Genomic DNA, 26,379 nt, shown 5'->3' with positions numbered 1-26,379 from the left:
GTTTCCCTCCGTTCGGCGGTCCGGGGAGAAGAGCCGTCTTCCACAGGGAGGATTCACATGCCCGGCGCCGATCAGGCATCGGTGGAGCTGGACCTGCTCGGCCTGCACGAGTCGCTGGCATCGCCGGTCATCGAGTCGATGAACTTCCTCAACGAGGTTTCCCAGCGCTTTCCCGACGCCCTCTCACTCGCCGCCGGCCGCCCCTACGAGGGGCTGTTCGACACCGAGGCGGTCCACCGGTACCTGCGCCGGTACGCCGACCACCTGACGGAGCGGTTCGACGGCGATGTCACGCTGGTGCGCCGCACGATGCTGCAGTACGGCCGGACCAAGGGGATCATCCACGACCTGATCGCCAGGAACCTCGCGGTGGACGAGTCCATCGAGGTCGACCCGGAGTCCGTCGTGGTCACGGTCGGCTGCCAGGAGGCCCTCTTCCTCGCGCTGCGGGCGCTGCGCCGGAGCGAGCGGGATGTGCTGCTGGCCGTCCTCCCCTGCTACGTGGGGGCCGCGGGCGCCGCCGAGCTGGTGGACATGCCGCTGCTGCCGGTCAAGGGTTCCGCGGAGGGCGTCGACCTGCGGGACCTGGTGGAGGTGGTGGAACGGGCCAGGGAGTCCGGGCTGCGGCCCCGTGCCTTCTATGTGGTCGCCGACTTCGCGAACCCCTCCGGGATCAGCCTCAGCCGCGAGACCAGGGAGCAGCTGCTGCGCCTGGCCGAGGAGCACGACTTCCTGATCCTGGAGGACAACCCGTACGGGATCTTCTCCGCCCCGGACAGCGGACGGCCGCCGACGCTCAAGGCGCTCGACCGCCACCGCCGGGTGGTCTACCTGGGCTCCTTCGCCAAGACCGGCCTGCCCGGAGCCCGGATCGGCTATGTCGTCGCCGACCAGCGGGTCGCCACCGGGAGCGGCGGGACGGAGCTGTTCGCCGACCAGCTCGCGAAGATCAAGAGCATGCTGACGGTGAACACCTCGCCGATCGCGCAGGCGGTCATCGGCGGAAAACTCCTGGAGCACGACTGCAGTCTGCGGGCGGCGAACGTCCGGGAGAACGCGGTCTACCAGCGAAACCTCCGCCATGTCCTGGCCGGGCTGGCCGACCGCTTCCCCGAGGGCAGCTGCCCGGGGGTGAGCTGGAACGCCCCCACGGGGGGCTTCTTCGTCGTCCTCGACGTACCGTTCCCGGTCGACGACGAGCTGCTGGAGCACTCCGCGCGCCGGCACCGGGTGCTGTGGACACCCATGCACCACTTCCACGGGGACGGTGTGCCGCGCCACCAGATCCGGCTGTCCTTCAGCTATCTGACACCGGAGGAGATCTCCGTCGGTCTCGACCGGCTGGCGGCCTTCGTCCTCGAGCAGTACGAGTCGATATCGCGCCCCGGGGGTCGGCTGTGAGCGCGTTCGACGGACTCGGCGTGGACCACGTCGGGTTCGCGGTCACCGATCTGGCCCGGTCGACCGAACTCTTCGCGGACCGCTACGGGTTGGGCGTCTACGCCCGGTCCCTGGACGCTTCCGCCGGCGGTGCGCGCACGGTCGCGGTCGGCCTGCACGACATCCGGCTGGTGCTGACCGAGGGCGGGGCGGCCGACCATCCGGCCTCCGCCTACACCGGGAGCCACGGCGACGGGGTGTCCGACATCGCGCTGAGCACCCCCGACGCGGTGGCGGCGTTCACCGAGGCCACCCGGCGCGGGGCCCGCCCGGTGAGCGGACCCGCCGAGCGAAACGGTGTGATCACCGCGTCCATCGCCGCCTTCGGCGACGTGGTGCACACCTTCGTCCAGCGCCCGGCCGCCGTGGACGCCCGGGTACTGCCCGGGCTGACCGCCGTCGCCCAGGCGCCCGCTGCGGGCGGCGCGGCTTCGCCGGACGCCGGTCTGCGCGCGATCGACCACTTCGCCGTATGCCTGGAGGCCGGGCAGCTGACGCCCGCGGTGGAGTTCTACCGGTCGGTGCTCGACTTCGAGACGGTCTTCACCGAGCGGATCGTCGTCGGCGGCCAGGCCATGGACTCCAAGGTCGTGCAGAGCCGCTCCGGCGCGGTGACCCTCACCCTGATCGAGCCCGACCTGTCCAGGGAGCCGGGCCAGATCGACGAGTTCATCAAGAACCACGGCGGCGCCGGGGTCCAGCACATCGCCTTCGCCACCGACGACATCGTGCGGGAGGTGCGCGGCCTCGGCGCGCGCGGCGTCGGGTTCCTGCACACCCCCGGGACCTACTACGACCTGGTGCCGGAGCGGCTGGAGCTGCGGCGGCACTCCGTCGCCCGGCTGCGGGAGCTGGGCATCCTGGTCGACCAGGACCAGGACGGCCAGCTGCTGCAGATCTTCACCAGGTCCGTGCACCCGCGCGGCACGCTGTTCTTCGAGGTGATCGAGCGGCTGGGGGCGTGCACCTTCGGCAGCGGCAACATCAAGGCGCTCTACAGCGCGGTGGAGCTGGAACGGGCCAGGAACGGGGCGGACCGATGAGCGGAACCGGACCGGGCCAGTGCCCGCCGCTGTGCGCGGCCGACGTGGAGCGGCTGGCGGCCGCTGGGCTGCCCGCCGAGGTATGGGACTTCGTCGCGGGCGGCAGCGGTGACGAGTCGACCCAGGCGGCCAACCGGGCGGCGCTCGACCGCCTGCGCCTGCTGCCGCGGATCCTGTCCGGGACGGGCGAGCCGGATCCGTCCGGCTCCCTGCTGGGCGGGCCCGTCGCGATGCCGGCCGTGGTGGCGCCGATGGCCTACCAGCGGCTGCTGCACCCGGACGGCGAGCTCGCCGCCGCCCGCGCCGCGGCCAGGGCCCAAGTCCCCTACGTGATCTGCACGCTGAGCAGCTTCACGCTGGAGGAGATCGCCGCGGTCGGCGGTACCCGCTGGTTCCAGCTGTACTGGTTGCGGGACCGCGGCCGGCTGCTCGATCTGGTCCGCAGGGCGGAAGCGGCCGGCTGCGAGGCGCTGGTGGTCACCGTCGACGTGCCGGTGATGGGCCGCCGGCTGCGGGACATGCGCAACGGATTCGCCCTGCCCGCCTCGGTGACCGCGGCGAACTTCGGAGCCGAGCCGCTGCCGGCGACGCACACCCGGCTGGCCGGGGCCTCGGCCGTGGCCACCCACACCGGGCTGGCCTTCGAGCCCGCGCTCGGCTGGGCGGACCTGGCCTGGCTGCGGGAGAACACCACGCTGCCGCTGGTGCTCAAGGGAGTTCTGGACCCGCGTGACGCCGCCCGGGCGGCGGAGCTGGGCGCCGCCGCGGTGGTCGTCTCCAACCACGGCGGACGCCAGTTCCCGGGCGCGGTGGCCAGTGTCACCGCGCTGCCGCCGGTGGTGGACGCGGTGGCCGGGCGCTGCTCGGTGCTGCTGGACAGCGGTGTCCGCTCCGGGACGGACGTGCTGCGCGCGCTGGCCTGCGGCGCGGACGGTGTGATGTACGGGCGGCCGGTGCTGTGGGGCCTGGCCGTGGACGGCGAGGCCGGTGTCGCGCTGGTCCTCGACCTGCTGCGCACCGAACTCCGGGAGGCCCTCCTGCTGTCCGGGTGCCCCGACCTCGCCGCCGCCCGCGAGCTCACCGCCGTGTTCGGGTAGCCGACCGTCAGACGGCGGCGAGCAGCGGGAAGAGCGGGACGCCCGCCGCCGTCCTCAGGTACTCGGCACCGGCGGTGCCCCCGGTGCCCGGGACCTTCCCGATGATCTTCAGGGTGACGCCCCAGTGGGTGCGCTTCATCGCGCGCCAGCTGTCGTCGAGGCGGACCATGGCCTCCCGGAGCCGGCGGGCGTCCTCCGTCCGCCAGTCGGCGACGTGCTGGAGGAACTCCTCCTGCAGGGTGGAGACGACCGTGAACAGCGGTCCCTTCGCGGGGGTGTGCGGAGAGTCCTCGCGCTTGGCGCTGACCAGTTCGATCATCTGGTACGGCCTCGACTGGATCGCGCTGGCGCCATGGGTGTGGTCCCGGATCACCGCGAAGGACTCGGGCGGCATCGTGGTCAGGATCCGGTACAGCGGCCCCGTCGCCCCGGTCAGCCGGTCCGCCGCGGCCGTCAGGACGGCGGCCGCCTCGGCCGGCCGGCCCCGGTGGACGGCCTCGATCGCGTCGGTCAGGGCACCAGCCTGCCGGGCGAACAGCCGCTCGAAGAGCTGGATGCAGCGGATGAACATGTGCTCGTCGTGCACGGTGGTGACCGGGAGCAGCCCGATCTCCACCGCGCGCGCCAGCGGGTACGGCACCCGGGCCCGGACCGCCGAGCGCGCCTCGCCGCCGGCCCGCAGCAGCGCCCTGTCGTCGGACCTGGCCGCGAGTGCGTCCCGGACGGCCGCCAGGGGCGCGGTGGGCACCCCGGCGGCCGGCGCGTACTCGCCGAGTCTGGCCAGCGCCCGCAGCACCGCGCCGGTCCTGGTCCGCTGACGGGTGGTCGGTGTGACGGCCAGGGCCTCCAGTTCGACCTCCGCGAGGTCCGTGAGCAGGGCCGCCAGCAGCAGGTCCTCGGCCCGCTCGGGGTCGTCGCCCTCCCAGTGCGCGGCCTGGAGCAGCTTGTGGCCGGCGTAACCGTCGTAGGCCATGGGCTGGTCGGTGAAGGTCAGTGGCAGCCACCGGTCCAGCAGCCAGGCGTCGGGGGACGACCACGGGCGGCCCCGGCCCGAGCAGTCGATCCGGATCCTCAGGCCGCGCAGCAGGGCGACCAGCTCCGGGGCCACCCGCGCCTTCCCCACCATGCGGTAGTAGTCGACGACCGCGCGGTAGGGGAAGCTGCCGAAGGACTCGGGTCCGGTCATCCGGTGGGACCAGTCGCAGACCGCCTCGTGCGCCCGGCGCAGTGCCCGCATCCCGTCCGACCGGGTGCCCGCGGCGAGCGCGGCACCGCCGACCCCCACCGGGCCGTCCGCGCCGGACCCCGATGGTTCGGCGGGCCGCTCCGCCAGGCCCAACTCACTCATGTACACGCCTTCGCAGTCCTTCGCGGTCTCTAGGCGTGTACCGCGTCCATGGCCTCGATGAGGCTCTTGGGGCGCATGTCCGTCCAGTTCGCCTCGATGTACTCCAGGCAGGCCTGGCGGGTGTCCTCGCCGTGGACCTTCTCCCAGCCGGCCGGTACCTCCACGAACGCGGGCCAGAGCGAGTGCTGGCCCTCCTGGTTGACCAGCACCAGGTAGGTCCCGTTCTCGTCCTCGAAGGGGTTGCTCGCCATCACTTCTCTCCTTGTGGTCAGCCGGATGTCCGCGACATCCGGTCGTTCAGCACACCGGCGATCACGTCCAGCGCGGCCGGCGTGGTCATCTCCCGGTGGGTGCAGTCCAGTTCGAACTCGTGGATCTCACCCGTCACATGTCCGGCCCAGGTCTTGGCCGAAGGCGGCTCCTGGGCGCCGTGCCGCCCGGCGCGGAAGACCAGGACGTCGCCCCGGAAGGTGCCGGGTGCGAAGTCGCGGGCGATCCGCATGTTGCTGGCGGCGACCCGCTTCAGGGCCTCGACACCCTGTTCACCGAGGTCCGCCAGCGGGCTGTCCTGCCGCCGGAGCCGCTCGGCCACGGCGGCCGCGGACAGCGGACCCGGCGGAACGTCCGCGCCGCCGCCTTGGCCCTCCGTCAGCGCGGCCAGGATCTCCCGGTCGAGCTCGGCGTCGGACGGGGCCGGTCCGCCCTCGGCCGGGTAGGCGTCGAGCAGTGCCAGCAGCTCCACCTCGGCGCCCTCGTCCTGCAGCAGGGTCGCGACCTCGTGCGCGACCAGCCCGCCGAAGGACCAGCCGGCCAGGCGGTAGGGGCCCCGGGGGTGGGCGGCGCGGATCCTGGCCCGGTAGTCCTCGGCCATCTCCCGCAGGCTGCCGGGGAGTTGACCCTCGTTCCCGAGGCCGGCGGCCTGCAGGGCGTAGACCGCCGAGTCCGCCGCGAGCCGGGTGATGAGGCCCGCGTAGCACCAGCCGAGGCCGGCCGCCGGGTGGATGAGGAAGTACGGCGTCCCGCGGCGTCCGGCGCGCAGCCGCAGCAACGGCTCGAACGGGTCGTCCCGCTGGTGCCGCCGACGGGCCAGGGCCGCCACGGTCGGGGCCTCGAAGAGACTGCGGATCGAGCAGGCGGCGCCCAGCTCCGCGCGGATCCTGGCCACCAGCCGGGTCGCCAGCAGCGAGTGCCCGCCCAGCTCGAAGAAGTCGTCGTCGATGCCGACCCCCTCCAGGCCCAGCACCTCCGCGAACAGCCCGCACAGCACCTCCTCGTGTGCCGTGCCGGGGCCGCGCCCCGGCGTCCGGGCGGTGGGACCGGGTGCGGGCAGCGCCGCGCGGTCCAGCTTCCCGTTCGGCGTGGTGGGCAGGGCCTCCAGCGGCACGACGGCCGAGGGCACCATGTACTCGGGCAGCCGGCGGCGCAGGTACGCGTCCAGCTCCGCCGGGTCGGTACCCGACGCGGCCGGTACGACATAGGCGACCAGCCTCCCCCAGCCTCCGGGCCGGTCCTCGCGCACCACGGCCACCGCCTGGGCCACCCGCTCGTGTGCGGCCAGCACGGCCTCCACCTCGCCGAGTTCCAGGCGGAAGCCGCGCAGCTTGACCTGGTGGTCGGTACGGCCGAGGTACTCCAGCCGGCCGTCCGCGTCCCAGCGGGCCAGGTCGCCGGTGCGGTACATCCGCGACCCGGCCGGGCCGTAAGGGTCCGCCGTGAACCGGCCCGCGGTCAGCGCGGGCTGCTCCAGGTACCCCCGGGCCAGCCCCTCGCCGGCCAGGTACAGCTCTCCGGCCACCCCGGGCGGCGTCAGCCGCAACCGGTCGTCCAGGACGTACGCCCGGGTGTTGCGGACGGGGCGGCCGATGGCGGGCGCGCCGGGCCGGGACGGGTCGAGCCGCTCGGCGGTCGACCACACGGTCGTCTCGGTGGGCCCGTAGAGGTTGGTGACCTCCCCGGCGACCTCCCGCATCCGGGCGGCCAGTGGAGCGGGCAGCGCCTCTCCGCCGACGAGCATCCGCAGACCCCGGGCGTCCTCGGCGTGCTCGGCCAGCAGGGCCTGCCAGAGCGTCGGGGTGGCCTGCATGATCGTCGCCCGGCTGCCGCGCAGCAGGGCGGCCAGCAGCGCGGGGTCACGCACCTCGTCGTGGCCGGCGACCACCACGCTCGCGCCGGCCAGCAGCGGCAGGTACAGCTCCAGGGCGTGGATGTCGAAGGCCGTCGTGGTCACCGCGAGCATCCGGTCAGCCGGGCCCATCGGGAAGCGGTCCGCCATCGCCGCAAGGAAGTTGGCCAGTGCTCCGTGCGGTACCAGTACACCCTTGGGGGTGCCGGTGGAGCCGGAGGTGTAGATCACGTAGGCGGGGTGCTCCGGCCGCAGCGCGGCGGTGCGGTCCCGGTCGGTCAGGTCCTCCTCGGCGTACTCCGCCAGGGCGGAGGTGATGTCGGGGCCATCCAGGCACCAGTGATTCTGCCCGGCTGGAACGCGCGGGAGGCCGTCCAGTGTGGTCAGCACCGCCTCGGGACGCGCGCCGGCCATGATCGTCTCGATCCGTTCGCGGGGATGGCCGAGGTCCACCGGAAGGTAGGCGGCCCCGGCCTTGAGGACGGCCAGCAGCGCGACCAGCAGCTCGGGGGAGCGCGGCAGGGCCAGTGCGACCACCGACTCGGGGCCGACTCCCCGGTCGGCCAGGAACCGGGCCAGCCGGTTGGCCCGCGCGTTCAACTCGGCGTAGCCCACGGCCGAGCCGTCCCGCCACAGCGCCGGGGCCTGCGGGGTACGGCGCACCCGCTCCTCGAACAGCTCCGGCAGGCACCGCACCTGAGGCGGCGCCGCCGTGTCGTTCCACTCGACCAGCAGCCGGCGCCGCTGCGCCTGGTCGAGGACGTCCACGCTCGCGGTGGGCAGGTCGGGACCGGTGAGCAGCGCCTCCAGCACCCGGCGCAGGCAGCCCGCCCAGCCGAGCACGGTGGCCCGGGTGAACAGGTCGGCCCGGTAGTCCAGCCGCAGCCGCAGCGCGGCACCGGGCAGCACGGTCAGGGTCAATGGGTAGTGGGCGGCGGCCCTGCCCTCCGCCCCGGCCAGCGTCAACTCCTGGACGGAGGGCGCGTCCTGCTCCGCCGGGGCCGGGAAGTTCTCGAACACGTACAGCGAGTCGAACAGCTCGGCGCGCACCCCGCTGAGCTGCTGCAGCTCGCCGAGGCCGAGGTACTCGTAGTCCGCCAGGGCGGAGCGCTCCTCCTGGAGCCTGGTCAGCATGGACCGCAGGGACTCGGCCGGGTCGATCCGCAGACGGACCGGGACCGTGTTGGCGAACAGGCCGATCATCGACTCCACGCCGGGGAGCCCGGCCGGGCGGCCGGAGACCGTGGCGCCGAACACCACGTCGGTGCGGCCGGTCAGCCGGGACAGCACCAGCGCCCAGGCCCCCTGGACCACCGTGTTGAGGGTCAGCCCGTGCCGGCGGGCGGTGGCGGTGAGGGAGGCGGTCAGCTCCTCGCCCAGCTCGGCCACCGCCTCCTCGGGCACCACCGTCTCGCGGCCGGCGCCCGCCGGGCCGAGCAGGGTCGGCTCCTCCAGACCGGCCAGGTGCCCGCGCCACGCGGCCTCGGCCCGCGCCCGGTCCTGGCCGCCGAGCCAGCGCAGGTAGTCGCGGTAGGGCCGGACCGCCGGGAGCGCGTGGTCGGCGCCGCCGTGGCCGTACATGGTGAACAGCTCGTTCAGCAGCAGCGGCAGTGACCAGCCGTCCAGCAGGATGTGGTGGCTGGTCAGCACCAGCCGGTGGGAGCGTTCGCCGAGCCGGATCAGCTGGCACCGGATCAGCGGCGCCTTCCTGAGGTCGAAGCGCAGCGCGCGGTCCGCCGCGAGGATCGCCGACAGCTCCTCCTGCTGCCGGGCGGGCGGCAGCGCCGAGAGGTCGACCTCGCGCCACGGCAGGGCCGCCTCGGCGGGCACCACCTGTACCGACTCGCCGTTGCGGCGCTGGCGGAACGAGGCCCGCAGGTTGGCGTGCCGGCGCAGCAGGCCGTCGGCCGCCCGGTGCAGCGCCCCGGCGTCCAGGCCGCCGCGCAGGTCGAAGGCGAACTGCAGGTGGTAGACGTCGCAGGCGTCCTCGTCGTAGAGGGAGTGGAAGAGGAAGCCCTCCTGCAGCGCCGTCAGCGGCAGTACGTCCTCGATCCGCGCGCGCTTCACAGCAGGTCCCCGTCCTCGTCCATGAACTCGCTCTCGAACTCGTCGATCTCGTCCTGGTCCAGCCGCACCAGGTCGAAGTCGGACGCGGTGGCGCCGCCGGCGTCGGCGCGCTCGACATGGCGGGCCATCACCTCCAGCACCCGCACCCAGGTGTCGGCGAGCAGCCTGGCGTCCCGTTCGGCCAGTACGCCCTCGGGCCAGGTCCACACGGCGCGCAGCTCGACCCCGTCCGTGCCGGGCCGGGCCAGCGCGTTGACCGCCAGCACGTGCCGCAGCGGTGCCGCCGGGCCCGGCGGCGGGCCGGCCGCCTCGCCCTGGGTGCTCTCCGGCGCCAGGCCCCAGTCGGCGCCGCTTTGGGCGGCGTCGAACCGGCCGAGGTAGTTGAAGCCGATCTGCGGGTCGGGCCCGGAGGCCAGTGCGGGCGCGGTGCCGGCGTTCAGGTACCGCAGCATCCCGTAGCCGAGACCGTGGTCGGGGACGGCGCGCAGCTGCTCCTTGACCCGCTTGAGCACGGCGCCGACCGCCGGACCGGCCGACCACAGGTCGTCCCGGTCCACCGCTCCGACGTCGAGCCGGACCGGGTGGAGGGTGGTGAACCAGCCCATGGTGCGGGACAGGTCGAGACCTGGCACCAGGTCCTCCTGCCGGCCGTGTCCCTCGACCTCCACCAGCACCGGCCCGTCCGCCGGGCCGGGGCGGACGGCCAGCGCGAGCGCGGTCAGCAGCACATCGTCGACACCGGCGTTGAAGGCCGCCGGGAGCCGGGTGAGCACGGCCTCGGTGACCGGGGCGGACAGCACCACGGACAGCGAGCGCGCCGTGGCGGTGGTGTCCAGGGCCGGATCGAGGCCGCGGGTGCCGAGCGGCGGCTCGGGCGCCGAGTGCGCGGCGGTCCAGAACGCCAGCTCCGCCGCCCTGGACGCCTGGCCGGCCTGCTCGGTCAGCGTGCGGGCCCAGCGCCGGAACGACGTGCCGACCGGCTCCGGCTTCGGTGCCCGCCCGGCCTCGACCGCACGCCAGGCCGCGGCCAGGTCGGGCAGCAGAATGCGCCAGGAGACCCCGTCCACCGCCAGGTGGTGGACGGCGAGCAGCAGCCGGCCGGGGCGTGCGCCGCCCGCGTCGAACCAGACCGCCTGGAGCACCACCCCGTCGGCGGGGGCCAGCCGGGCGCCCGCCTCGGCGGCCTCGGTGGCCAGCACCGCGTGCACCTCAGCCTCGTGGAGCCCGGTCACGTCCACCCGCCGCAGGCAGGAGGACGCGTCGACCGCGCCGACCGGACGCACCCGCAGCCGCCAGGAGGCGTCCGCGACCGCCAGCCGCAGTACGTCGTGCCGGTCCAGCACCGCCTGCAGCACCTCGGCCAGCGAGGCCTCGGTCAGCTCGGCGGGCACCTGCAGCAGCACCGACTGGTACAGGCCGTCCAGGGTGCCGCCGCGCGCCCGCAGGTCGTGCATCACCGGGGTGAGCGGGACGTCCCCGACACCGTCGTCGGTGTCGGCCTGCGAGGTCACCGTGCCCGCCGCGAGGGCCAGTCGGGCCACCGTCCGGGACTGGAAGACGTCCTTCGGCGTCAGCGCCAGACCGGCCGCCCTGGCCTTGCCGACCAGCTGGATGGAGCCGATGCTGTCCCCGCCGAGTTCGAAGAAGTTGTCGTGGACACCGGCCGATTCGAGGCCGAGCACCTCGGCGACCAGGGCGCACAGCAGCTCCTCCCGCGCGTTGCGGGGCGCCTCGCCGGAGCCGGCCGGACGGGCGGCGGGAGCGGGCAGGGCGGCCCGGTCCAGCTTCCCGTTGGGCGTCAGCGGGAGCTCGGGCAGCGGTACCACCGCGGCCGGGACCATGTAGTCCGGCAGCACCGTGCCGACGTACTCCCGCAGCCCGGCGGGGTCCGGGCCGTCCGCCGCCGGATCGGCCGCCACCACGTACGCCACCAGACGCACCTCGCCGGGCCGGTCCTCGCGGACCACCACGGTGTTCTGGGCGATGGCCGGGTGCCGGCCCAGCACCGCCTCGACCTCACCCGGCTCGACCCGGAAACCGCGGATCTTCACCTGGTCGTCGGCCCGGCCGACGAAGACCAGTTCGCCCTCGGGGTTCCAGCGGACCAGGTCGCCGGTGCGGTACATCCGGGAGCCCACCTCGCCGAAGGGGTCCGCGACGAAGCGTTCGCCGGTGAGGCCGGGGCGGTCCAGGTAGCCCCGGCCCAGCCCGGCGCCGGCGATGTACAGCTCGCCCACGACCCCCACCGGGACCGGGGACAGCGTGCCGTCCAGCACGTAGACCCGGGTGTTGGCCATCGGCCGGCCGATCGGCAGCCGGTCGCCGAGCCCGCTCCCGGCGGTGAGCCGGTGCTGGGTGGCGCAGAGGGTGATCTCGGTGGGCCCGTACAGGTGCCGGACCACCAGGTGCGGCGCGGCGCGCAGCACGCTCTCGACCGCGGCCACCGAGACCACGTCACCACCGGTGAGGATCTCCCGGACCCCGCCGAGGGCGTCCGCCAGGTCGTCTGCGACGGCCCGGAAGAGCCCGGCGGTGAAGTGCACCCCGGTGATGCGGTGTTCGGTGATCAGACGCTTGAGCTCGGCGACGTCGAGGTCGCCCGGCGGGGCCAGCACGACCTGGCCCCCGGTCAGCAGCGGCAGCCACAGCTCGTAGTCGGCGATGTCGAAGGCGTACGGCGCGTGCATCAGCACCCGGTCCTGGTGGCCGGGCTCCCAGCGCGGGTCCAGCACCAGCTCGAGCAGCGCGCGGTGGCTGATGGTGATGCCCTTGGGCTCACCGGTGGAGCCCGAGGTGTGCATCACGTACGCCGCCTGCTCGGGGTGCACCGGCACATCAGGATCGGCCGGGCCGCCGGCCGGCAGGACGTCCTCGCCGAGCACCACGGTCCGCTCCGCCTCGGGGACGCCGCGCCGCCGCCAGGCGCGGTCGGTGAGCAGGATCCCGGCCCCCGAGCGGCGCAGCACCTCCCGCATGCGCTCGGCCGGGTAGCCCTCGTGCAGGGGCGCGTACGCCGCGCCCGCCTTGAGGACGCCGAGCAGGGCGACCACCAGCTCGGGCGAACGCTCCATCAGCACGGCGACCCGGTCCTCGGGACGGACGCCCAGCTCCACCAGGTGCCGGGCGAGCCGGCCCGCCCGCTCGTCCAGCTCGGCGAAGGTCAGCTCCCGCTCCCCGCAGCGGACCGCGACCGCCTGCGGCTGCCGGCGCGCCCGCTCGCTGAAGACCCGGTGCACGCCGGAGCCGGTCGCGGGCAGCGCCACCGAGGTGTCGTTCCACTCCCGCAGCACCCGGTGCCGTTCGGCGTCGCCGAGGACGTCGATCCGGCTGATCGGACGGTCCGGATCGGCGAGCACCGCGCGCAGCAGCCGGGTCAGCCGGGCGACCAGCAGCTCGGCGCTCGCGTGGTCGAACAGATCGGTGCTGTATTCGAGCATGCCCTCGATGCCGTCGGCATCGGACCCGCGCCGCGCCTCCCGCAGGCTCAGCGACAGGTCGAACTTGGCCACCCCCACCTCGACCGGCGCCGCCCCGATCTCCAGACCGGGGAGCCGCAGCGACACCTCGGGGGTGTTCTGGAAGGCCAGCAGGACCTGGAACAGCGGCTGCCTGGAGAGCGACCTGACCGGGTTGAGCACCTCCACTAGGCGCTCGAACGGCAGGTCCTGGTGGGCGTAGGCGGCGAGGTCGGCGGCCCGCACCCGGGCCAGCAGCTCCCGGAAGCCCGGGTCGCCGGAGGTGTCCGTACGCAGCACGACCGTGTTGGTGAAGCACCCGATGAGGTCGTCGAGCGCCTCGTCGGTGCGCCCGGCGATCGGGCTGCCGACGGGGATGTCCTCGCCCGCGCCGAGCCTGGTGAGCAGGGCGGCCAGCGCCGCCTGCACCACCATGAACACGCTGGCGGAGGTCTGCCGGGCCAGCGCCACCGCGGCACGGTGCAGGGCCGCGTCCCAGGAGACCGCGACCCGCCCGCCGCGATGGCCGGCCACGGCCGGCCGCTGCCGGTCCACCGGCAGTGCGATCTCCTCCGGCAGGTCGGCCAACGCGCCGCGCCAGAAAGCCAGTTGGCGGTGGGCGAGGCTGGCCTGATCGTCCTCGTCGCCGAGCAGCTCGCGCTGCCACAGGGCGTAGTCCGCGTACTGCACCGGCAGCGGCTCCCAGGCGGGTGCCGCGCCCTCCAGCCGGGCGGCGTACGCGGTGCCCAGGTCGCGGGCCAGCGGCGCCATCGACCAGCCGTCCGCGGCGCTGTGGTGCAGGGACAGCAGCAGCACGTGTTCGGTCGGCCCGAAGGTGAACAGCCAGGCGCGCACGGGCAGTTCCGCGGCCAGGTCGAAGCCCGCCCGCGCCGCGGCGGTGGCCAGACCCGGCAGGTCCGCCTCCGCGGCCGGTACGAAGACCAGCGGGAACGCGGCCTCGTCGGCCGGGAGCACACGCTGCTCCGCGCGCCCGTCGGCCTCCACCAGGAGCGTGCGCAGCGACTCGTGCCGCACCAGCAGGTCGTTCAGCGCCGCTTGCAGCGCCGCACGGTCCACCGTGCCGGTCAGCCGCAGCGGGACCGGCATGTTGTAGACGGCGTCCGCCTCGTGCAGGCGGCCGAGGAACCAGAGCCGGTGCTGGGCGAAGGACAGCGGCACCACCTCCGGCCGGGGCCTGGGCTCCAGGGCGGGGCGGGGCGGCTCAAGGTCGCCGCCGCGGGCCGCGATCTGTGCCACCGTCGGGGCCTCGAACAGCGCCGCGAGCGGCAGTTCGATGCCCAGGGTGGCGCGGATGCGGCTGACCAGGCGGGTGGCGAGCAGGGAGTGCCCGCCGAGGTCGAAGAAGCTGTCGTCGATGCCTATACGGTCCAGGCCGAGTATTTCGGCGAAGAGCGCGCACAGCACCTCCTCGCGCGCGGTGCGCGGTGCGCGGCCCGAGCGGACGGGGTCGAACCGGGGCGCGGGCAGCGCGGTGCGATCCACCTTGCCGGTACGCGACAGCGGGATCGACTCCAGCAGCACGATCGCCGCGGGCACCATGTAGTCGGGCAGGGCGGCCGCGAGGTGGGCGCGCAGTTCGGCGGGGTCGGGGCTCGCGCCGTCCTCGGGGACGGCGTAGCCGACGATGCGCTTGTCACCGGGGCGGGCCTCGCGGACCACCACGGTGGCGCGGGCGACGGCGGGGTGCCGGGTGAGGGTGGCTTCGATCTCGCCGAGTTCGATGCGGAAGCCGCGGACCTTCACCTGGTCGTCGGCCCGCCCGGCGAAGACCAGTTCGCCCTCGGGGTTCCAGCGGACCAGGTCGCCGGTGCGGTACATCCGGGAGCCAGGCTCGCCGAAGGGGTCCGCCACGAAGCGCTCGCCGGTGAGGCCGGGCCGGCCCAGGTAGCCCCGGGCCAGGCCGTCGCCCGCCAGGTACAGCTCGCCGGTGACGCCGGCCGGGACCGGCCGCAGTCCCGGGCCGAGCACATACGCCCGGGTGCCGGCGATCGGGCGGCCGATCGGAGCGGTGACCGGGCCGGACAGCGGCCGGCTCAGGGTCGCGCACACGGTCGACTCGGTGGGGCCGTACGCGTTCAGCATCGTCCGTCCGGCCGACCAGCGGGCCGTCACCTCCGGCGGGCACGCCTCACCACCGGTGATCAGACCGCGCAGCGTCGGTACCTGGGCCGGGTCGAGGGTGGCGACGAAGGCGGGCGGGAGCATCGCGTGCGTCACCCCGGCCTGGGCGATCAGCTCCACCACACCGTCACCGATGGCCTGGTCCCGGCGCGGGACCACCAGCGTGGCACCCGCCAGCAGTGTCATCACCAGCTCGCAGGCCGAGGCGTCGAAGCTGAACGAGGCGAACTGCAGGACCCGGGAGCCGCCGTCCACCCCGAGCGCCTCCTGGTGGGAGAGTGCGAGGTTCGCCAGACCGCGGTGGCTGACCAGGACGCCCTTCGGTTGGCCGGTGGAGCCGGAGGTGTAGACCACATAGGCCGGGTGGCCGGTGCGCAGCGGGGTCGGACGTTCGGCATCCGCGAGGTCCGCCGGGGAGTGTCCGGCCAGCTCCCCGGCCATGCCCGGGTCGTCCAGGCGCCAGCGGGTCACCTCGGCCGGTATCCGCCCGTCCGCGTCGCCTGCGGTGAGGACCCCGAGCGGCGCGGCGTCGGCGCACATGAAGCCGGCTCGCTGCGCGGGGTAGTCCGGGTCGATGGACAGGTAGGCGGCCCCGGCTTTCAGTACGGCCAGTACGGCGGTGACCAGTTCCGCCGAGCGCGGCAGGGCCAGCGCGACCACCGACTCGGGGCCGGCTCCCCGGGCGAGGAGGAACCGGGCCAGCCGGTTCGCCCTGGCGTTCAACTCCGCGTAGCTGAGCGGCTGTCCGTCGTGCAGTACGGCGGTGGCTTCGGGGGTGCGGGCGGTCTGTGCCTCGAAGAGTGCGGGGAGGCAGGTGTGTTCGGCGGTGGTGGTGTCGGTGTGGTTCCAGTCGAGGAGGATGCGCCGGTGTTCGTCCTCGTCGAGCAGGTCGATGCGGCTGATCCGGCGGTCGGGGTCGGCCACCAGTGCGCGGAGCATCCGCTCCAGCCGGTGGGTCAGTGCCTGGGCACTCTCCCGGTCGAAGAGGTCGCCGTTGTACTCCAGGAGTACGTCGATCCCGCCGGCCTCCGGCCGCTCCCGAAGACTCCACAGCAGGTCGAACTTGGCGATGTCGAGGTCGACGGGTTGGTGGTGGAGGGTGAGGTGGGGGAGGTCGAGGGTGGGGTGGGGGGTGTTCTGGAGGGCGAGCATGACCTGGAAGAGGGGGTGCCGGGCCATGGAGCGGGTGGGGTTGAGGAGTTCTACCAGGCGTTCGAAGGGGGTGTCCTGGTGGGCGTAGGCGGTGAGGTCGGTGGTGCGTACTCGGGTGAGGAGTTCGCGGAGGGTGGGGTCGCCGGTGAGGTCGGTGCGTAGGACGAGGGTGTTGGTGAAGAAGCCGACGAGGTTGTCGAGTTGTTCGTCGGTGCGTCCGGCGATGGGGGTGCCGATGGGGATGTCGTCGCCTGCGCCGAGGGTGTGGAGGAGGGCGGTGAGGGCGGTGTGGACGATCATGAAGGTGCTGGCCTGGTTGTCGCGGGCCAGGGTGTGCAGGTTGTGGTGGAGGTCGGCGTCCCAGTGGAGGGTGATGTGTCCGCCGTGGTGGGTGGCGGTGGTGGGGCGTGGCCGGTCGGTGGGGAGGGGGAGTTCTTCGGGGAGGTCGGCCAATGTCTGGCGCCAGTGGGTGAGTTGGCGGTGGGCGAGGCTTCCTGGGGTGTTCTCGTCGCCGAGGAGGTGGTGTTGCCATAGGGCGTAGTCGGCGTACTGGACGGGCAGCGGTTGCCAGGTGGGTGCTGTGCCTTCGAGTCGTGCGGTGTAGGCGGTGCCGAGGTCGCGGGCGAGTGGTGCCATGGACCAGCCGTCGCCGGTGATGTGGTGCAGGACCAGTACGAGTACGTGGTCGGTCTCGTTGATGGTGAACAGCGAGGCGCGGATGGGCAGTTCACGGGTCAGGTCGAAACCGGTGGTGACGGCCTCGCGAATGGCTGCGGTGAGTTCGTGCTCGTGGTCCACCTGCCGCCGGGTCCAGGGGAGATTGGCCGAGGCGGGGTCGAGGATGAGCTGGTGGGCTTCGCCGTCGGTTTCGGGGAAGAGGGTGCGCAGTGATTCGTGGCGCGCGAGGAGGTCGCCGAGGGCGGCTCGGAGTGCGGTGTGGTCGAGGGTGCCGGTCAGTCGTAGGACGACGGGCATGTTGTAGAGGGCTTCGGTGCTCTGGAGCTGGTTGACGAACCAGAGGCGGCGCTGGGCGAAGGAGAGCGGTACCGTCTCGGGGCGCTGCTCGATGGCTCGGACGGGGGGCCGTAGGGGTTCGGTCGCCGTGTGGGTGGCGGCGAGTGCGGCGACGGTGGGGGTCTCGAAGATCGCGCGCAGGGGGAGTTCGATGCCCAGGGTGGTACGGATGCGGCTGATGAGGCGGGTGGCGAGCAGGGAGTGTCCGCCGAGGTCGAAGAAGCTGTCGTCGATGCCGACTCGGTCCAGGCCGAGTATTTCGGCGAAGACGGCGCACAGGGCTTCTTCGTGTGTGGTGCGCGGTGCGCGGCCGGTCACCACGGCCTCGAAGTCGGGTGCGGGCAGGGCATGGCGGTCCAGTTTGCCGTTGGGGGTCAGCGGCAGCGCGTCCAGCAGCACGATCGCCGCGGGCACCATGTAGTCGGGCAGGGTGACGGCGAGGTGGGCGCGCAGTTCGGCGGCGTCCACTGCGGCACCGGAGGGCACGGCGTAGCCGACGATGCGCTTGTCACCGGGATGGTCCTCGCGGACCACCGCGGTGGCGCGGGCGACGGCGGGGTGTCGGGCCAGTGCCGCCTCGATCTCGCCGAGTTCGATGCGGAAGCCGCGGACCTTCACCTGGTCGTCGGCCCGCCCGACGATGACGAGTTCGCCCTCGGGGTTCCAGCGGGCCAGGTCGCCGGTGCGGTACATCCGGGAGCCAGGCTCGCCGAATGGGCAGGCGACGAAGCGCTCGGCGGTGAGGCCCGGCCGGCCGAGGTAGCCGCGGGCCACGCCGGTACCCGCCACGTAGAGCTCACCGGGTACTCCGACCGGGACCGGCCGCAGCCCCGGGCCGAGTACGTACACCCGGGTGTTGGCGAGCGGCCGGCCGACCGGGAGCACTCCGCTGCCCGGTTCGCTGCCCGGTTCGAGCCGGTACTCGGCGCAGCTCACGGTGGTCTCGGTCGGACCGTAGACGTTGCGTACCGTCACCGCCGGGTGTGAGCTCCGCCAGGTCCGCAGCCGCTCGCCGGTCAGCGGTTCACCGGCGAGCAGCAGGTCACCGGTGGGTGAGGTGCCTTGGGGCAGCGCCTCCAGCAGGGCCAGGTGGCTCGGGGTGGCCTTCAGCAGGGTGGGGGCGGTGTCCGAGGGCAGGTGCTCGTCGAGGTCGTCGATCCGTACGCAGCCGCCGACGGTCAGCGGGGTGAACAGGGCCGTCACCGTCATGTCGAAGGACACGGAGGAGTGGAGCAGCGCGGAGCCCCGGGCGATCCGGTAGCTGCGGCCCGCCCACTCCAGGTAGTCGACCAGGGAGTGCTGTTCGACCAGGACGCCCTTCGGCCGTCCGGTGGAGCCGGAGGTGTAGATGACGTAGGCGGGGTGGTGCGGCCGCAGTGGGCGCACCCGGTCCTCGTCCGACGGATTCGCCTTGACGGGCTCGATCCCGTCGACGAGCAGCCGGGGCAGTGGGCCGGACTCCTCGCCGGTCTCCACGCCGCCACCCGTGAGCAGCAGCGCCGGTGCGGCGTCGCGCAGCATGAAGGCGATGCGCTCCGCCGGGTACTCCGGGTCCACGGGGAGGTAGGCGGCCCCGGCCTTCAGTACACCGAGCAGTGCGCCGAGCAGGTGCGCGGATCGCGGTATCGCCACCGCCACCAGATCCTCGGGGCCGATGCCGGCCTCGATCAGCCGGCGCGCGATGCCGTTGGCGCGGGCGTTCAACTCCGCGTAGCTCAGGTTGAGTTCGCCGTCGAGTATGGCGGTGGCTTCGGGGGTGCGGGCGGTCTGTGCCTCGAAGAGTGCGGGGAGGCAGGTGTGTTCGGTGGTGGTCTGGGTGTGGTTCCAGTCGTGCAGGATGCGCCGGTGTTCGTCCTCGTCGAGCAGGTCGATGCGGCTGATCCGGCGGTCGGGGTCGGCCACCAGTGCGCGGAGCATCCGCTCCAGCCGGTCGGCGAGTGCCTGGGCACTCTCCCGGTCGAAGAGATCACCGTTGTACTCCAGCACGCCTTGGATTCCAGAGGCGCCCTGCTCGTCGAACTGCTCCTGGACGTTGACGGACAGGTCGAACTTGGCGATGTCGAGGTCGACGGGTTGGTGGTGGAGGGTGAGGTGGGGGAGGTCGAGGGTGGGGTGGGGGGTGTTCTGGAGGGCGAGCATGACCTGGAAGAGGGGGTGTCGGGCCATGGAGCGGGTGGGGTTGAGGAGTTCTACCAGGCGTTCGAAGGGGGTGTCCTGGTGGGCGTAGGCGGTGAGGTCGGTGGTGCGTACTCGGGTGAGGAGTTCGCGGAGGGTGGGGTCGCCGGTGAGGTCGGTGCGTAGGACGAGGGTGTTGGTGAAGAAGCCGACGAGGTTGTCGAGTTGTTCGTCGGTGCGTCCGGCGATGGGGGTGCCGATGGGGATGTCGTCGCCTGCGCCGAGGGTGTGGAGGAGGGCGGTGAGGGCGGTGTGGACGATCATGAAGGTGCTGGCCTGGTTGTCGCGGGCCAGGGTGTGCAGGTTGTGGTGGAGGTCGGCGTCCCAGTGGAGGGTGATGTGTCCGCCGTGGTGGGTGGCGGTGGTGGGGCGTGGCCGGTCGGTGGGGAGGGGGAGTTCTTCGGGGAGGTCGGCCAATGTCTGGCGCCAGTGGGTGAGTTGGCGGTGGGCGAGGCTTCCTGGGGTGCCCTCGTCGCCGAGGAGGTGGTGTTGCCATAGGGCGTAGTCGGCGTACTGGACGGGCAGGGGTTGCCAGGTGGGTGCTGTGCCTTCGAGTCGTGCGGTGTAGGCGGTGCCGAGGTCGCGGGCGAGTGGTGCCATGGACCAGCCGTCGCCGGTGATGTGGTGCAGGACCAGTACGAGTACGTGGTCGGTCTCGTTGATGGTGAACAGCGAGGCGCGGATGGGCAGTTCACGGGTCAGGTCGAAACCGGTGCTCACAGTCGCGCGGATCGCCGCAGCAAGCTCCTCCTCGCCCGCGACCGGCTGCTCCACCCAGGGCAGCTCCACCGAGGTGGGGTCGAGGATGAGTTGGTGGGCTTCGCCATCCACTTCGGGGAAGAGGGTGCGCAGTGATTCGTGGCGTGCGAGGAGGTCGTCGAGGGCGGTTCGGAGTGCGGTGTGGTCGAGGGTGCCGGTCAGTCGTAGGACGACGGGCATGTTGTAGAGGGCTTCGGTGCTCTGCAGTTGGTTGACGAACCAGAGGCGGCGTTGGGCGAAGGAGAGCGGTACCGTCTCGGGGCGCTGCTCGATGGCTCGGACGGGGGGCCGTAGGGGTTCGGTCGCCGTGTGGGTGGCGGCGAGTGCGGCGACGGTGGGGGTCTCGAAGATCGCGCGCAGGGGGAGTTCGATGCCCAGGGTGGTGCGGATGCGGCTGATGAGGCGGGTGGCGAGCAGGGAGTGTCCGCCGAGGTCGAAGAAGCTGTCGTTGATGCCTATGCGGTCCAGGCCGAGTATTTCGGCGAAGACGGCGCACAGGGCCTCTTCGTGTGCGGTGCGCGGTGCGCGGCCGGTCACCACGGCCTCGAAGTCGGGTGCGGGCAGGGCGCGGCGGTCCAGTTTGCCGTTGGGGGTCAGCGGCAGTGCGTCCAGCAGCACGATCGCCGCGGGCACCATGTACTCCGGCAGCCGGCGGCGCAGGGCCGCCCGCAGATCCGCCACCGTCGGCGCGGTGTCCGACGGCAGGCCGGTTCGGGCCGGGACCGCGTAGGCCACCAGCCGGGTGGGCCGGTCGGCGCTGGGCACCACGGCGGCCCCGGCCACGCCGGGCTGGGCGGCGAGCACGGACTCGATCTCGCCGAGCTCGATCCGGTGGCCGCGCACCTTGACCTGGTCGTCGGTGCGGCCCAGGAACTCCAGACTGCCGTCGGCCCGGCGCCTGGCCAGGTCGCCGGTGCGGTACATCCGGGAGCCGGGCTCGCCGAACGGGCAGGCGACGAATCGCTCGGCGGTCAGCTGCGGGCGCCGCAGGTAGCCGCGCGCCAGCGCGATCCCGGCCAGGTACAGCTCGCCGGGGACCCCGACCGGGACCGGCCGCAGCCGCTCGTCGAGGACGTAGGCACGGGTGCCCTCGATCGGCAGGCCGATCGGGGGCCGGGCGTCGCCGCTCAGCGGAGCACTCATGGTGGCGCACACGGTGGTCTCGGTCGGGCCGTAGGCGTTGACCAGTCGCCGTCCCGGGGACCAGCGCGCCACCAGGCTCCCGGTGGACGCCTCACCGGCGACGGTCAGCGCGCGCACTGACGGCAGGTCTTCCGGTTGGAGCACGTCCAGCACGGTCGGCGGGAGCGTCAGATGGGTCACCGCGTGGTCGGCGACGAGCCCGGCCAGCGGGGCGCCGGGCCGCAGCCGGTCGGGCGTGGCGAGGACCAGGGCGGCGCCGGACAGCAGCGCCATGACGGTCTCCCAGAACGCGGCGTCGAAGCTGTAGGAGGCGAACTGGAGCACCCGGTCGCCGGGGCCCACGTCGAGCCGCTCCCGCTGGGACGCCAGCAGGTTTGCGACGCCGGCATGGGTGACGACCACGCCCTTGGGCCGGCCGGTGGACCCGGAGGTGTAGATGACGTACGCCGGGTGGCCGGGGCGGAGCGGGCCGCGCCGCTCCCGGTCCTGGACGTCGTCCGCCGGGAGGCCGTCGAGCGCCGCGTCGTCCGGCTCGATGTACTCGGTCCCGGCCGGCAGCGCGGTGGCCGACTCGGGATCGGCGATGGTGAGCCCGGGGGCTCCGTCGGCGAACAGGTAGGCGATGCGCTCGGTGGGGTACCCGGGGTCGACGGGCAGATAGGCGGCGCCCGCCTTGAGCACGGCCAGCGCCGAGACCACCAGATCGGCGGAGCGCGGCAGCATCAGGGCGACCAGGGACTCCGGGCCGATGCCCCGGCCGATCAGCAGCCGGGCCAGGCGGTTGGCCCGGGCGTTCAGCTCCGCGTAGGACAGTTCGCCGTTCTCGAACAGCAGCGCCGGCGCGTGGGGGGTACGGGCGGCCTGCGCCTCGAACAGGGCCGGGACGGTCCGCGGGGGCGTCGCGCGGTGGCTCCGGTTCCAGCCGGTGATGAGCAGCTCGTGCTCGGCGCCGGTCAGCAGGTCGATCTCGCCGATGGCGGTCCGGGGGTCGGCGGCGACCGCGAGCAGCAGCCGCTCCAGGCGCCGGACCAGTGCGGCGACGGTCTCCCGCTCGAACAGGTCGGTGCTGAACTCGACGAAGCCTTCGAGGCCGCCGGGGGCGCCGTCGCGGTCGCGGGTCTCGGTGAGGCTGAGTGAGAGGTCGAACTTGGCCCCGCCGGGGTGGAGGGGCTCCTCGGTGAGGGTGAGCCCGGGCAGCTCCAGCTCGGACTCCGGGGTGCTCTGGAGGACCAGCATCACCTGGAAGAGCGGGTGCCGGTTGGCCGTCCGGTTCGGGTTGAGCACCTCGACCAGGCGCTCGAACGGCAGGTCCTGGTGGTTGAAGGCGGCGAGGTCGGCCGTCCGTACCCGGTCCACCAGTTCACCGAAGCGCGGGTCGCCCGAGGTGTCGGTGCGCAGTACCAGGGTGTTGACGAAGAAGCCGACCAGTTCGTCCAGTGCCTGGTCGGTGCGGCCCGCGAGTGCGGTGCCCAGCGGGATGTCGGTGCCCGCGCCGAGCCTGGTGAGCAGGGCGGCCAGACCGGCCTGCAGCACCATGAACAGGGTGGCCCGGTGCTCCTGGGCCAGCTGGGCCAGGGCGCGGTGCAGTTCGGCGTCGAACCGTATCGGCAGTGCCTCGCCGCGGTGGCCGGGCAGGGGCGGCCGCTGGCGGTCCGCCGGTAGCGTGAGCTCCTCCGGGAGATCGGCCAACGTCTCGCGCCAGAAGGCGAGTTGGCGGTGGGCGAGGGTGGCTGGGTCGTGCTCATCCCCGAGCAGGGCGCGTTGCCACAGGGCGTAGTCCGCGTACTGGACGGGGAGTGGCTCCCAGGCGGGTGCCGTGCCTTCCAACCGGGCGGCGTAGGCGGTGCCCAGGTCGCGGGCCAGCGGCGCCATCGACCACTCGTCGCCCGCGATGTGGTGCAGTACCAGCACCAGGACGTGCTCGGTCTCGTCGAGCGTGAACAGCGAAGCACGGATGGGGAGTTCACGGGAGAGGTCGAAGGCCGTGCCCGCGACCCGGGCCAGCAGGGCGGGCAGTTCCCCGGCGGTGGTCTCCGTCACCGGCAGGGGTACCGGGGCGGCTTCAAGGACGACCTGCCGGGCCTCGCCGCCGGTCTCGGTGAACACCGTGCGCAGCACCTCGTGCCGGCTCGACACGTCGCCCAGGGCCGCCCGCAGTGCGGCCCGGTCCAGTGCGCCGCCGAGCCGCAGGGCCAGCGGCATGTTGTAGGTCGCGCCGGTGCCCTCGACCTGCTGCAGGAACCACAGCCGCTGCTGGGCGAAGGAGAGCGGTACGGCGTCCGGCCGGGGCAGCGGGCGCAGCGCGGGGCGCGCGGTCTCGTTCCCGGCGATCCGTACGGCGAGTTCCGCCACGGTCGGTGCCTCGAACAGGGTGCCCAGCGGCAGCTCCAGGCCGAGCTCGGCGCGGATCCGGCTGACCAGGCGGGTGGCGAGCAGGGAGTGCCCGCCGAGGTCGAAGAAGCTGTCGTCGATGCCGACCCGGTCCAGGCCGAGTATTTCGGCGAAGACGGCGCACAGGGCTTCTTCGTGTGCGGTGCGCGGTGCCCGGCTCGTCGCCGAGGCGTCGAAGTCCGGTGCGGGCAGCGCCCGGCGGTCCAGCTTGCCGTTGACGGTCAGCGGCAGGGCGTCCAGCAGCACCACCGCGGACGGCACCATGTATCCGGGCAGGTGCTGTCCGAGGTGGGAGCGCAGCTCGGCGGCGTCCACGGCGGCACCGGAGGGGACGGCGTAGGCGATCAGCCTCCGGTCGCCGGGCCGGTCCTCGCGGGTGAGGACCGCGGCCTGGGCGACCTGCGGATGGCGGGTCAGTACGGCCTCGATCTCACCCGGTTCGATCCGGAAGCCGCGGATCTTCACCTGCTGGTCCGCCCGGCCCTCGTAGACCAGCGAGCCGTCGGGGGTCCAGCGGGCCAGGTCGCCGGTGCGGTACATCCGGGAGCCGGGCTCGCCGAACGGGCAGGCGACGAAGCGGTCCGCGGTGAGTCCGGGCCGGTTCAGGTAGCCGCGGGCCAGCCCGGCGCCCGCCACGTACAGCTCACCGACCACCCCGGGCGGCACCGGCCGCAGGGCGGCGTCCAGGACGTAGGTGCGCAGGTCGGGGAGGGCGGTGCCGATGGTGCTGCCCATGTCGCCGGCCGCGCTCCGCGGGTTCAGCGCGTGGTGGGTGACGTGGACGGTGGTCTCGGTGATCCCGTACATGTTGACCAGCAGCGGCCGGTCCTGCGGGTGCTCCTGGTACCACTCCTGCAGCCGGCCCGGGGTCAGCGCCTCGCCGCCGAACACGACGTAGCGGAGCGCGAGTTCGGTGCCCGGGTGCTCGCGGTCGGCCTGGATCAGCTGGTAGAAGGCCGACGGGGTCTGGTTGAGGACGGTGACGCCCTGCTCGGCCAGCAGGGCGAGGAACTCCCGGGGCGAGCGGGAGAGGGCGTGGTCCACCACGACGAGCCGGCCGCCGTGCAGCAGCGCGCCCCACAGTTCCCACACCGCGAAGTCGAAGGCGTAGGAGTGGAACAGCGTCCACACGTCCCGCTCGCCGAACTGGAAGTGCTGCCAGGCGGCGCTGAGGAGGCGGGTGACGTTGAGGTGGGAGACGACCACGCCCTTCGGCGTGCCGGTCGAGCCGGAGGTGAAGATCACGTAGGCCGGGTGGTCCGGGTGCAGCGGGGCGTGCCGGTCGGCGTCCACCGGGTCGGTCGCGGGATGGTCGCCGGTGTCGTGTACGGACTCCACGCCGTCCAGTACGAGCACCGGTTCGGCCTCGGCCAGGACGGCGGAGGTCCGTGCGGCCGGGGCGTCCGGGTCGATGGGCAGGTATCCGGCGCCCGCCTTCAGTACCGCGAGGACGGCCACCACCAGCTCCACCGAGCGCGGCAGCACCAGGCCGACCAGCCGCTCGGGACCGGCGCCGTGCTCGATCAGCCGGTGGGCCAGCCGGTTGGCCCACTCGTTCAGCTCCCGGTAGGTCAGCGATGTGTCGCGCCAGGTCACCGCGACCGCCTCGGGTACCCGAGCGGCCTGCGCCTCGAACCAGGCGGGGAGGGTGCCGGCGGCCAGATCGGTGGCGGTGCCGTTCCACTCGGTCAGCAGCCGGTGGCGCTCGCCGGCGCCCAGCACCTCGAGCCGGGCCAGGGGGCGCTCGGGTGCGGCGGTCAGCGCCCGGAGGAAGTCCAGGAACCGCTGCCCGTGGTCCGCGATCTCGGCCTCGGTGAACGCGGCGGCGTTGCCCGCGACCCGGACCCGGAGCCCGGTCTCCTCACTGCCGCCCTCGAAGGCGATCGTCAGGTCGTCGACCGGGCCGCTCGGCACGCTGTGGATCTCCGCCGGGCAGTCGCCGAACCGCAGACCGGGCCGCAGCGGGAGGAAGTTGACGGCAGGTCCGAACATCCGCCGGGAGTGCCCGCCGAGCCCGAGGTCCTTGCGCAGGTCCTCGCCCCGGTAGCGCTGGTGCCTCAGCAGGGCGCGGAGTTCGCGCGCGACATGCCGCTGGAGGTCGGCGAACGAGGCCTCGGGCCGGACGTCGAGCCGCAGCGGGAGCACATTGGAGGCCATTCCCGGGGTGGCCTGGGTGACGGGGCCGAGGCGGCCGGTGACCGGGAAGCCGAGCACCACGTCGCGGGTGGAGACGAAGGGGCGCAGGTAGGCCGCGGCCGCGGCGGCCAGGGTGACCTGCCAGGTCGTCCTGGACTCCGTGGCCAGCCGCTTGAGCTCGGTGAAGAGCTCCGGCTCCAGCTGCCCGGTGTACCGCATCGCCTCGGACCACAGGCCGATGTCGCGGTCGGGCAGGCTCAGCAGCTCCGGGTCGTCCGCGAAGCGGTCGAGCCAGTACGCGCGGTCCTTGCGGCTCTGCTGCGAGGCACCGTACTTCTCGTCCTCGCGGAGGAACTCGGCGAGGGAGGCGAAGTCGGTCGGCGGGATCCCGGTGCCCTCGGCCAGCGCCGTGTAGCAGGCGGCCACCCGCCGCACGATCAGGTTGAAGCCGAAGGCGTCGGTCGCGATGTGGTGGACGCGGGTGTACCAGAGGTGGTGGTCCGGGGCGAGCGCGAACAGGGCCTGGGTGAACAGCGGACCGGCGAAGAGGTCGACGGACTCGGTCAGGTCCTCGGACATCCGCTCCAGCGCGGCATGGCGGCCGTCCTGACAGCCGCTCAGGTCATGGTGGTGCAGTGTCCAGTCCCGTGCGGAAGGGACGGTCTGCCGCGGAGTGCCGTCCTCCTCGGTGAACCGGACGTGCAGCGCCTCGGCCTCGTCGACGGCCAGCCGGAGCGCGCGTTCGAACAATTCACGGTCCAACCGGCCGTGAATTTCCACGTAGCCGCTGATGTTGTACAGGGAACTCGCCGGAGTGAGCTTCTGCGCGAACCATACGCGCTGCTGGGCCGCCGACAGCGGAAGGGCAGAAGAATACGATCCGGCGAACACCTGG

Annotated in this window: 7 protein-coding genes; 3 read left to right on the top strand and 4 right to left on the bottom strand. The window is 73.3% G+C overall.

What is annotated here, in order from left to right; translation table 11 throughout:
- Window positions 1–57: 57 nt before the first annotated feature.
- From ACSMTC_RS09685 to ACSMTC_RS09675, 3 genes are read left to right on the top strand one after another with little or no spacing between them, the layout of a single operon-like run.
- Window positions 58–1,401, top strand: a complete 1,344-nt coding sequence (locus tag ACSMTC_RS09685) for an aminotransferase-like domain-containing protein (protein ID WP_436559253.1) — start codon at window positions 58–60, stop codon at window positions 1,399–1,401.
- Window positions 1,398–2,483, top strand: a complete 1,086-nt coding sequence (gene hppD, locus ACSMTC_RS09680; protein ID WP_436559252.1) for a 4-hydroxyphenylpyruvate dioxygenase — start codon at window positions 1,398–1,400, stop codon at window positions 2,481–2,483. The genes ACSMTC_RS09685 and hppD overlap by 4 nt, the downstream gene beginning before the upstream one ends.
- Complete coding sequence (locus ACSMTC_RS09675; RefSeq protein WP_436559251.1) at window positions 2,480–3,580, top strand: alpha-hydroxy acid oxidase; 1,101 nt, start codon at window positions 2,480–2,482, stop codon at window positions 3,578–3,580. The genes hppD and ACSMTC_RS09675 overlap by 4 nt, the downstream gene beginning before the upstream one ends.
- Window positions 3,581–3,587: 7 nt before the next feature.
- On the opposite strand, the gene ACSMTC_RS09670 is transcribed toward ACSMTC_RS09675, so the two are convergent.
- The 4 genes from ACSMTC_RS09670 to ACSMTC_RS09655 are packed head-to-tail and all read right to left on the bottom strand — an operon-like array spanning window position 3,588 to window position 26,375.
- Window positions 3,588–4,928, bottom strand: coding sequence for a tryptophan 2,3-dioxygenase (locus ACSMTC_RS09670; RefSeq protein ID WP_436559250.1), 1,341 nt, complete (start codon window positions 4,926–4,928; stop codon window positions 3,588–3,590).
- A gap of 29 nt (window positions 4,929–4,957) precedes the next feature.
- Window positions 4,958–5,179: an MbtH family protein gene (locus tag ACSMTC_RS09665; protein ID WP_436559249.1), complete on the bottom strand. Its 222-nt coding sequence runs from the start codon at window positions 5,177–5,179 to the stop codon at window positions 4,958–4,960.
- Between the two features lie 17 nt (window positions 5,180–5,196).
- On the bottom strand, window positions 5,197–9,117 hold the full coding sequence (locus ACSMTC_RS09660; RefSeq protein WP_436559248.1) for an amino acid adenylation domain-containing protein: 3,921 nt from the start codon (window positions 9,115–9,117) through the stop codon (window positions 5,197–5,199).
- Window positions 9,114–26,375 (bottom strand): non-ribosomal peptide synthetase, encoded by a 17,262-nt coding sequence (locus ACSMTC_RS09655; RefSeq protein ID WP_436559247.1) that lies wholly within the window; start codon window positions 26,373–26,375, stop codon window positions 9,114–9,116. The genes ACSMTC_RS09660 and ACSMTC_RS09655 overlap by 4 nt, the downstream gene beginning before the upstream one ends.
- Window positions 26,376–26,379: the final 4 nt, after the last annotated feature.

Origin of the sequence: Kitasatospora sp. HPM-01-4 (genome assembly GCF_051374625.1) — a bacterium.
Lineage (GTDB): Bacteria > Actinomycetota > Actinomycetes > Streptomycetales > Streptomycetaceae > Kitasatospora.
The sequence above is the reverse complement of the archived record's forward strand: the minus strand, read 5'-3'. Positions and strand labels throughout refer to the sequence as shown.